Source organism: Actinokineospora sp. PR83 (genome assembly GCF_021056305.1).
In the GTDB taxonomy this organism is placed as follows: Bacteria; Actinomycetota; Actinomycetes; order Mycobacteriales; family Pseudonocardiaceae; genus Actinokineospora; species Actinokineospora spheciospongiae.
In genome coordinates, this window is record NZ_JAJCXD010000062.1 from 1 (window position 1) to 10,962 (window position 10,962).

The 10,962-nt window shown below is 77.4% G+C and carries 3 pseudogenes; all 3 read right to left on the minus strand.

Features of this window, described 5'->3' with window-relative positions:
* Positions 1–9,628: pseudogene (locus L6E12_RS21055) on the minus strand (beta-ketoacyl synthase N-terminal-like domain-containing protein); the annotation flags it as partial.
* 242 nt (positions 9,629–9,870) lie between these two features.
* Positions 9,871–10,029: pseudogene (locus L6E12_RS35765) on the minus strand (acyl carrier protein); the annotation flags it as partial.
* Between the two features lie 378 nt (positions 10,030–10,407).
* Positions 10,408–10,920: pseudogene (locus L6E12_RS35770) on the minus strand (ketoreductase domain-containing protein); the annotation flags it as partial.
* Positions 10,921–10,962 lie beyond the last annotated feature (42 nt).

Consider the following 10,962-nt stretch of genomic DNA (forward strand, 5'->3'; position numbering starts at 1 on the left):
CGGCGGCGCCCGCGTGGCCGAGGACGGCGGCGGCCTGGGCGCGGACGAGGTCGGTGAGCGCGGCGCGCGGGTCGGCGGCGGCGGTCAGCGGGCTCGCCGCGCGCCGCGCCGGGGTGCGGACCAGGGAGCGCAGCAGGGCCGGGACGCCCGTGGCACGCGGGGTCAGGTCCAGGCGCATGAGGACGTGGATGGGCTCGGGCCTGCCGACCACCCGGTCGAACAGGGCCAGCGCCTCGTCGGTGGCCAGGGCGGCCGACGACCGGCCGATGCGGCGCTTGGCGGTGTCGTCGAGGTGGCCGGTCATGCCGCTGGCCTCGGCCCACAGGCCCCAGGCCAGGGAGACGGCGGGCTTGCCCGCGGCCCGCCTGCGCGCCACGAGGGCGTCGACCTCGGCGTTGGCGGCGGCGTACCCGCCCTGGCCCGCCCCGCCGAACACGCCTGCGGCGGAGGAGAACACCACGAACGCCTCGACGTCGCCGACGAGCGCGTCGAGCGCCTCGGCGGCCTCGGCCTTGGGGGCGCGCAGGGCGGCGAGCCGGTCGGGGGTCAGCGCGGTGAGCACGCCGTCGTCGAGGACACCGGCGGCGTGGACGACCGCGGTGACGAGGTGCTCGGTGAGCACGTCGCGCAGCGCGTCGCGGTCGGTGGCGTCCACGGCGACGGCGCGGGCACCGGGGCCGAGGTCGGCCAGCAGCTCCGCAGCGCCGGGGGCGTCCGGGCCGCGGCGGCTCAGCAGCAGGAACTCCCGCACGCCGTGGGCACCGGCGAGGTGGCGGGCGAGGAGCCCGCCGAGGGTGCCGGTGCCGCCGGTGATGAGCACGCGGCTGTGCGGTCCGAAGGGGACGGTGTGCTCGGCGGCGGTGGGGCGGGCCAAGCGGGGCGCGGTCCCGACACCGCCGCGCACGACGACCTGCGGTTGCGCCGCCCACACCGCGACCCCCGCGGGGTCGTCGGTGTCGACGAGGACGAACCGGCCGGGGTGCTCGGCCTGCGCGGTGCGCACCAGGCCCCAGACGCCCGCGCCCGCGGTGTCGGTCGCGTCGGGACCGGCGGCGAGGTGGGTCCGGATGACCAGCGGGGTGGTGGTGTCGACGGCCAGGCGCTCCTGCACCGCGGGAAGCACCTGCGCGGCGGTGAGCCCGATGGCGTCGAGGACGTCGACGTCCACGGGGTTGCCGGGCTGCACCGGGGTCCACGTGAGGACGAAGTGCGCGTCCGCGGCCGGGGCGGCGGTGACGGCGAGGGGGCGCAGGGCCAGGCCGTCGATCGCGGCCACCGGGTCGCCCGCGGTGTCGGCCAGGTGTAGCGCGAAGCCCGCGCCGGACCGGGCGATCCGCACGCGCAGCGCCGCGGCGCCGGTCGCGCAGACCGCCGCGCCGGTGAAGGAGAACGGCAGCAGCGGGGTGTCGGAGGCGCCCGCCAGTCCGCTCGCCCCGATCGCCTGCAGGGCGGCGTCCAGGAGGGCGGGGTGCAGGGCGAAGCCGTCGGGGCTGACGCCCTCGGGGAGGCTGACCTCGGCGAAGACCTCGTCCCCGCGCCGCCAGAGCCGGTCGAGGCCCTGGAAGGCGGGCCCGTAGTCCAGCCCGGCGGCGGCGAAGGCGGCGTAGTCGACGGGGATGTCGTCGGCCCCTGCGGGCGGCCACTCTGCGAGCCCGGCGGCGGGGTCGCCCGCACCCGCGGTGCCGGAGGCGTTGCGGGTCCAGGCAGCGTCGGCGGCGGCGTCGGCGGGGCGGGAGTGGACGGTGATCTCGCCACCGGACACGCGCACCTGCACGTCGACCGCGCCGTCCGCCGGGACGACCAGCGGCGCGTGCAGGGTCAGCTCCGCGATGCCCGCGGCACCGGTGTGCTCGGCGGCGGTCAGGGCCAGGTCGAGCAGCGCGGCGCCGGGGACCACGATGGACCCGGTGACCACGTGGTCGGCCAGCCACGGCTGCGCGGCGAGGGCGAAGCGGCCGGTGAGCAGCGCCCCGCCGTCGGCGACGGTGGTCGTGGCGGCCAGGACGGGGTGGTCGGCGCGGCGCAGGCCCGCGGCGGTCACGTCGCCGGTGATCGGGCCGGAGGTGAGCCAGAAGCGCTGGTGCTGGAAGGCGTAGGTCGGCAGGTCGACCCGGGCGGCGGCGGGGAAGACGCGCGCCCAGTCCGGGGTGGCGCCGTGCACGACCGCCTCACCGAGGGACAGGTGCAGCCTGGTCAGGCCGCCGTCGTCGCGCTTGAGGGAGCCGGTGGCGCGGACGGTGTCGGGCAGCGCACCGGTGAGCACCGGGTGCGGCGAGCACTCGATGAACAGGGTGTGGCCCTCGCTGGCGAGGGCGTCGACGGCGGTCGCGAACTGGACGGTGGAGCGCAGGTTGGCGAACCAGTACTCCGCGTCGAGACCCGTGCCGTCCTCGACCTCACCGGTGAGGGTCGAGCGCAGCGGGATGGTGCCCGCGCGAGCGCGGACGGGGGCCAGCGCCGCCAGCAGCTCCTCGCGCAGGGAGTCGACCTGGGCGGAGTGCGAGGCGTAGTCGACAGGGATGCGGCGGGCGCGCACGCCCTCGGCCTCGCACCCGGCCACCAGCTCGTCGAGCGCGTCCGGCTCGCCGGACACCACGGTGGCGGTGACGCCGTTGACCGCGGCGATGGACAGCCGCGTGCCGAACGCGGCGATCCGGGCCTCGACAGCGGCCCGGTCGGCGGCGACCGACACCATGCCGCCCTTGCCCGTCAAGCGCCGCAGCACCTGCGACCGCAGCGCCACGACCCGCGCACCGTCCTCAAGCGACAGCGCACCCGCAACGACAGCAGCCGCGATCTCACCCTGCGAATGACCCACAACAGCAGCGGGCTCAATCCCCCACGAACGCCACACCTCCGCGAGCGACACCATCACAGCCCACAACACCGGCTGAACAACATCCACCCGCTCCAACAGCGCCGCATCACCCAAAGCCTCGTCCAACGACCAGTCCTTGAACTCAGACAACGCCACATCGCACTCAGCCAACCGAGCCGCGAACACCTCCGACGACGCAGCCAACTCCCGCGCCATCCCCACCCACTGCGAACCCTGACCGGGGAACACGAACACGACCCGGCCCGCAGGCCCAGCGGTCCCCTCGACCAGCAGCGGGTGCGGGACCCCGGCTGCCAGGGCGCGCACGGCGTCGACGCCCACGGCCACCGCGCGCTGGTCGAACAGCGCCCGCGAAGTGGCCAGCGAGTACGCCGCGGCCGGGGCGGGCAGCGACGGCAGCGCCTCGACCAGGCGGGCGGCCTGGGCGCGCCGGGCCTCGGGGGTGCGGGCGGAGACGACGAACGGGACGGGGTCGTCGGAGGGCACCACCGCGGGCAGGGGGTCGCCCTGTTCGAGGATGACGTGGGCGTTGGTGCCGCTGACGCCGAAGGAGGAAATGCCCGCCCGGCGCGGCCGGTCGGCAGACCAGTCCCGGGCCTCGGTGAGCAGTTCCACGCTGCCCGCGGTCCAGTCGACGTGCGAGGTGGGGCGGTCGACGTGCAGGGTCCTGGGCATGGTGCCGCGGCGCATGGCCTCGACGACCTTGATGATCGCGGCGACGCCCGCGGCGGCCTGGGTGTGGCCCAGGTTGGACTTGATCGAGCCCAGCGCCAGCGGCGTGGTCCGGTCCTGGCCGTAGGTGGCCAGCACCGCCTGGGCCTCGATCGGGTCGCCGAGGGTGGTGCCGGTGCCGTGCGCCTCCACCATGTCCACCTCGGACGGGCGCAGCCCGGCACCGGCCAGCGCGGCGCGGATCACGCGCTCCTGAGCCGGGCCGTTGGGGGCCGTGAGGCCGTTGGACGCGCCGTCGGAGTTGACCGCCGAGCCCCGCACGAGCGCCAGCACGGGGTGCCCGTTGCGCCGGGCGTCGGACAGCCGCTCCAGGACGACCATGCCCGCGCCCTCGGCCCAACCGGTGCCGTCGGCGGCGTCGGCGAAGGACTTGCAGCGCCCGTCGGCGGCCAGTCCCCGCTGCCGGGAGAAGTCGACGAAGGTCGACGGGGTGGCCATCACCGCGACGCCGCCCGCCAACGCCAGCGAGCACTCCCCCGTGCGCAGGGTCTGCGCGGCCAGGTGCAGGGCCACCAGCGACGACGAGCACGCGGTGTCGACGGTGACGGCCGGGCCGCGCAGGCCGAAGGTGTAGGAGACGCGGCCGGAGGCGACGCTGCCGGAATTGCCGGTGCCCAGGTAGCCCTCGACGCCCTCGGGCAGCGCGACGAGCCTGCCCGCGTAGTCGTGGTACATCACCCCGGCGAACACGCTGCCCTCGGTGCCGCGCACGGACCGCGGGTCGATGCCCGCGCGCTCCAGGGCCTCCCAGGAGGTCTCCAGCAGCAGCCGCTGCTGGGGGTCCATCGCCAGCGCCTCGCGCGGGGAGATGCCGAACGGCGCCGGGTCGAAGTCGGCGGCGTCGTGCAGGAACCCGCCCTGCGCGGTGTAGGACGTCCCGGGGTTGTCCGGGTCCGGGTCGTACAGCGCGGCGGTGTCCCAGCCGCGGTCGGTGGGGAACGGGCCGACGGCGTCGCGGCCCTCGAAGACCAGTTCCCACAGCTGCTCGGGGGTCGACACCCCACCGGGGTAGCGGCAGGCCATGCCGACGATGACCACCGGGTCGTCCTCGACGCGGGCGACGACCGGCGCGGCGGGGCGCTCCCCACCCGCCTTGCCCGCCAGGTGCGCCGCCAGTTCCAGCGGCGTGGGGTGGTCGAAGACCAGGGTCGCGGGCAGGCGCACGCCGGTGGCGGCGGTGAGCCGGTTGCGCAGCTCGACCGCGGTCAGCGAGTCGAAGCCCAGGTCGGCGAAGGCGCTGTCGGGGGTGACCGCGGCGGGACCGCTGTGCGCCAGCACGCTCGCGGCGGCCGAGCGGACCAGGTCGAGCAGGACGCGCTCGCGCTCGTCGGCGGGCATGGCGGCGAGCCGGTCCGCGAAGGCGGACCCGGGGTTCTCCGCGGCGCCGCGGCGCACGGCGGCGGGGGCCAAGGCGCGCAGCAGCGGCGGGACGGCCGCGCCGCGCAGGCCCGCGAGGTCGAGCTTGATCGGCACCTGGAGGGCCGGTCCGCCCGCGGAGCCGTCGAGCAGCGCCAGGCCCTCGGCGGCGGTCAGCGCGGTCATGCCCGAGCGCGCCATCCTGGCCCGGTCGACCTCGGCCAGCTCACCGGTCATGCCGCCGTCCTGCGCCCACAGGCCCCACGCCAGCGACACCGCGGGCTTGCCCGCGGCCCGGCGGCGGGCGGCGAGCGCGTCGAGCACGCTGTTGGCCGCGGCGTAGGCGCCCTGCCCGGCGTTGCCGAACACGCCCGCGGCGGAGGAGAACAGGACGAACGAGCGCAGCTCGCCCGCGAGCTCGTCGAGCAGCACGGCGGCGTCGGCCTTGGGCCGCAGCACGGCGGCGACCCGCTCGGGGGTCAGCGACTCCAGGGTGGCGTCGTCGAGCACGCCCGCGGTGTGGATCACCGACGTGGGCCGGTGCTCGGCGAGCAGGGCCGCGAGCTGGTCGCGGTCGGCGGTGTCGCAGGCGACGACGGTCGCGCCGAGGGCGGCCAGGGCATCGGCGCCGGGCGCGGCGGGGCCCCGGCGGCTGGCCAGGACAAGCGCGCGGACGCGGCTGGCGAGGTGGCGGGCGATGAGCCCGCCGAGGGCGCCGGTGCCGCCGGTGACCAGGACGGTGTCCTCTGGCCCCCACGCGGGCTCGCCCGCCGGGGCGGTCGAGCGGACGAGGCGAGGCGCGTGCCAGGCGCCGTCGTGCCAGGCGAGCTGGGGCTCCTCGGCGGCGGCCGCGGTGGCGAGGTCGGCGGGACGCAGCGCGCCCGCCGGGGCGTCGACCAGGGTGACCCGGCCGGGGTGCTCGGCCTGGGCCACGCGCACGAGGCCCTGCACGGCCGCGCCCGCGAGGTCGTCCGCGCCCACGGGGGTGCCCGTGCCGCGCGTCTCGACCACCAGGTGCGCGTCGGACACCACGAGGTCTTGCAGCAGGAGCAGGATCGCGCCGACGTCCTCGCCGGGGACGGCGAGCACGTCGGTGGAGTCCAGTGCGGTCCGGGCCTCCGCGACGGACACCCGGCGCGCGGCGCGGTCGGCGGGGGCCAGGTCGACGCGGTCCCAGCGGACCTCGAACACCGGGCGCGGCGCGGCGGGGGCGGCGCCGACCGGTCGGAAGACCAGCGACTCGGCGGTGACCAGCGGCGCGCCCGCCACATCGGTGACGGTGACCGACACGGTGTCCTGGCCCGCGGGGGCGATGCGGACGCGCGCGGCGGTGGCGCCGGTGGCGTGCACGGTGACCCCGCCCCAGGCGAACGGCAGGTGCGGCGCCTTGCCCTCGGTGCCCGGATCAGCGGTCCCCAGGAGCACCACGTGCAGGGCGGCGTCGAGCAGCGCCGGGTGGACGGCGAAACCACTGGCATCAGCGGTATCCGCGGGCAGCTCGACCTCGGCGAACAGCTCCTCGCCGCGCTTCCACGCCGCGGTCAGGCCGCGGAAGGTGGGCCCGTAGGCGAACCCGCGCTGGGCGAACAGGTCGTAGGCGGAGCCGGTGTCGAGCCGGTCGGCGCCCTCGGGCGGCCACGGCAGCGGCTCGCCCGCGGCGGCGGTGCCGGAGACCGGCGCGCCGGGGGCGAGCGTGCCGGAGGCGTGCCGGGTCCAGGCGTCGGAGTCGGCCGAGCCCTCGGCGCGGGAGTGGACCTCGACCTCACGCGACCCGTCTGGGGTGGGCCCGGAGACGGCGACGCGCAGCACGACCGCCCCGTCCTCGGGCAGCACCAGCGGGGTCTGCACGGCCAGGTCGGCCACGGTGGGGCAGCAGACCTGGTCGCCCGCGCGGACGGCGAGTTCCAGGAAGGCGGTGGCAGGCAGGATCGCCGTGCCCAGCACGGCGTGGTCGGCCAGCCAGGGGTGGGTGGACTGCGCGAGCCTGCCGGTGAGCACGACCCCGCTGGGGTCGGCGACGACCGCGCCGAGCAGCGGGTGGCCTGCGGCGCTGAGGCCCACGGCGGCGAGGTCGCCGGTCCAGCCGCGGCTGGGCCGGGGCCAGAACCGGGTGGCCTGGAAGGGGTAGGTGGGCAGGTCGACGCGGTGGCCGGGGCGCACGGCGGTCCAGTCGACCGCGCGACCGCCCGCGTGCAGGGCCGCCACGGCCTCCAGCACGGCCCGCCGCTCGTCCACGCCGTCCTGCGCGGTCCGGCGCTGGGCGGGGACGCAGCCCGCCACCAGCGGGCTCAGGGCGGCGTCGGGGCCGATCTCCAGCACGTGCGCGGCGTCGACGCGGGCGGCGGCGTCGGCGAACCGGACGGCGGCGCGGACGTTGGCGACCCAGTAGCCCGCCTCGCGGGGGCTGCCGTCCCCGGCGGCGCCGACGAACTCCACGGTGGGCTCGGCGCGCTCCACGGTTTCGACGAACGCGCGGAACCCGTCGAGGACGGGGTCCATGTGCGCGGAGTGGAAGGCGTGGCTGACCGCGAGGCGCTTGACCTTGGTCCCGGCGGCGGCGTAGCGCTCGACGAGCGCGACCACGGCGTCCTCGTCCCCGGACACCACGACCGAGTCGGCCGCGTTGACCGCGGCCACCTCCACCCCGTCGACCAGCTCCACCGCGTCCTCGGCCACGGCGATGGCGGCCATCGCCCCGCGCGTGCGCACCGAGCCCATGTCCGCGGCGCGGCGCACGACCAGCCGGGCGGCGTCGGGCAGGGAGAACACGCCCGCGGCCCAGGCGGCGGCGACCTCGCCCACCGAGTGCCCGGCGACCACGTCCGGGGTCACCCCCCAGGAGGCGAACAGCCGCACCAGCGCCACCTCGAAGGCGAAGATCGCGGGCTGGGCGACCCGCGTCTCCCCGATCCGGGTGCCGTCGACGACCGCCGCGCGGACCTCGGCCGGGAACAGGCCCAGCACCTCGTCCCACGCCTCGGCGAACACCGGGAACGCCGCGGCCAGCTCGCGGCCCATCCCGGCGCGCTGCGACCCCTGGCCGGTGAACACGAACGCGGTGCGGCCCGAGCGGGCAGCCACCGCGGCCGCCGAGCGCAGCCGGGCGGCCAGCTCCTCGCGCGTGCCCCCCACCGCGGCGACCCGGTGCTCCAGCGCGGACCTGGTGGTGGCCAGCGAGTGCGCGATGTCCACAGGGGACAGGTCGGTGGACTCCAGGAAGTCCGCGATGCGCGCGGCCTGCGCGGTGGCGGCCGACTCGCCGCGCCCCGACACCACCAGCGCCACCGGCCCGTCGACCGGGGTGGGCGCCGCGGGCTCGGCCGCCGGAGCCTGTTCGAGCACGACGTGGGCGTTGGTGCCGCTGATGCCGAACGAGGACACGCCCGCGCGGCGCGGCCGGTCGACCGCGGGCCACGGGGTGTTCTCGGTGACCAGCCGGACCGCGCCCGCCGACCAGTCGACGTGCGGGGTGGGGCCGTCGACGTGCAGCGTGGCGGGCACGACGCCGTGGCGCATCGCCAGCACGGCCTTCATCACCCCGGCCGCGCCCGCCGCGGCCTGGGTGTGGCCGAGGTTGGACTTGACCGAGCCCAGCAGCAGCGCCTCGGCCCGGTCCTGGCCGTAGGCGGCGATGAGCGCGTCGGCCTCGATGGGGTCGCCCAGGGTGGTGCCGGTGCCGTGCGCCTCGACCACGTCGACGTCGGCCGGGGTCAGCCCGGCGTGGCGCAGGGCGTGGCGGATGACGCGCCGCTGCGACGGGCCGTTGGGGGCGGTCAGGCCGTTGGAGGCGCCGTCGGAGTTCACCGCAGAGCCGCGCAGCACGGCCAGCACGGGGTGCCCGCCGCGCTCGGCGTCGGACAGCCGCATCAGCGCCAGCACACCGGCGCCCTCGCCCCAGGCGGTGCCGTCAGCGGCGGCGGCGAACGGCTTGCAGTGCCCGTCGGCGGCCAGGCCGCGCTGGCGGGAGAACTCGACGAACAGCGTCGGCGTGGACATCACGGTCACCCCGCCCGCCAGCGCCACCGAGCACTCCCCCGAGCGCAGCGCGTGCGCGGCCAGGTGCATGGCCACCAGCGACGACGAGCACGCGGTGTCGACGGTGACCGCGGGGCCCTCCAGGCCCAGCGCGTAGGCGATCCGGCCGGACAGGACGCTGCCCGCGCTGCCGGTGCCCAGGTGGCCGCCGACGTCCTCGCCGGAGGCCAGCAGCAGCGACGGGTAGTCCTGGCCGTTGGTGCCGGCGAAGACGCCGACCTCCTGGCCGCGCAGCGACGCCGGGTCGAGCCCCGCGCGCTCCAGGGCCTCCCAGGAGGTCTCCAGCAGCAGCCGCTGCTGGGGGTCCATCGCCAGCGCCTCGCGCGGGGAGATGCCGAAGAACGCCGCGTCGAACTCGCCCGCGCCGTCGACGAACGCGCCGCGGCGGACATAGGTGCCGCCGGGGCGGCCGGGGTCGGGGTCGTAGAGGGCGTCGACGTCCCAGCCGCGGTCGGCGGGGATGTCGGTGACCACGTCGCGGCCGGAGACCAGCACGTCCCACAGTTGCTCGGGGGTGCGCACCCCGCCGGGGAAGCGGCAGCCCAGGCCGACCACGGCGATGGGCTCCTGCCTGGCTTCCTCGGCCTCGCGCAGCCGCTGCTTGGTCTGGCGCAGGTCGGCGGTGACCCGCTTGAGGTAGCTGAGGAGCTTCTCCTGCTCGGTGTTCTGCGCTCCCGTCACGACAACCCCAGCTCCCGGTCGATGAAGTCGAACATGTCCGCCGAACTGGCCGAGTCGAAGTCGTCGGCCTCCTCGGTCTTCTCGTCCCCGGCGTCGCGCCACTGGCCCAGCAGCGCCTGCAACCGCTGCGCGACCCGGGTGCGGGTGGTGGCGTCGGCGGCGGTGGGGTCGGCCAGCGCCGCGGCCAGCCGGTCGACCTCCTCCAGCGGGGACGCACCGGCCCGGGCGCCGACCAGCTCGCCAAGCAGGTGCTCCGCGAGCGCCCTGGGCGAGGGGTGGTCGAACACGAGCGCGGCCGGGAGCACCAGCCCGGTGGCCGCGCGCAGCCGGTTGCGCAGCTCCACCGCGGTCACCGAGTCGAACCCCAGCTCGCGGAACGCCCGGCCCTCGGCCACCTCGTCGGCGCCGGTGTGGCCGAGCACGGCCGCGGCGTGCGAGCGCACCAGGTCGAGCACGGCGCGCTCCCGCTCGGCCTGGCCCATCCCGGCCAGCCGGGTGGGCAGGTCCTCCTCGGCGGCCTCCTGCGGCCGGGCCAGCGCCCGCAGTTGTGGCACCTCGGCCAGGAACGGGCTGGGCCGGGTGGCGGTGAAGGCGGTGCCGAACCGGGTCCAGTCGATGTCGGCCACCGCGGTGCACACCTCGCCGGAGTCCACCGCCCGGTGCAGGGCCGCGAGCGCCAGCGCCGGGTCCATCTCCGGGACGCCGTGGCGGCGGGCCAGCTCCCCGACCGGGCCGTCGGCCATGCCCGCCCCGCCCCACGGGCCCCAGGCCAGCGAGGTCGCGGGCAGGCCCAGGTCGCGCCGGTGCGCGGCGAGGGCGTCGAGGAAGGCGTTGCCGGGGGCGTAGTTGCCCTGGCCGGGGGTGCCGAAGGTGCCCGCGAACGAGGAGAACAGCACGAACGCCGTCAGCGGCAGGTCGCGGGTCAGCTCGTGCAGGTGCAGGGCGGTGTCGACCTTGGGGCGGCAGGCCCGGTCGACCCGGTCGGCGTCGAGGGCGTCGAGCACGGCGTCGTCGAGGACGGCGGCGGTGTGCACGACGGTGTCCAGCGGCAGCTCGGCCGGGATGGCCGCGAGGACGGCCGCGAGCTGGTCGCGGTCGCCAGCGTCGCAGGCGGCGAAGGTGACCCGGGCCCCGAGGGCGGTCAGCCGCTCGCGCAGCGCGTCGGCCCCGGGGGCCTCGGCGCCGCGGCGGGAGACCAGCAGCAGGTGCGCCGCGCCCCGCTCGGCCAGCCAGGCGGCGACCTCGGAGCCGAGGGCGCCGGTGCCGCCGGTGACCAGCGCGGTGCCGCGCGGGGCCCACCGCTCGGGCTCGCGGCTCGG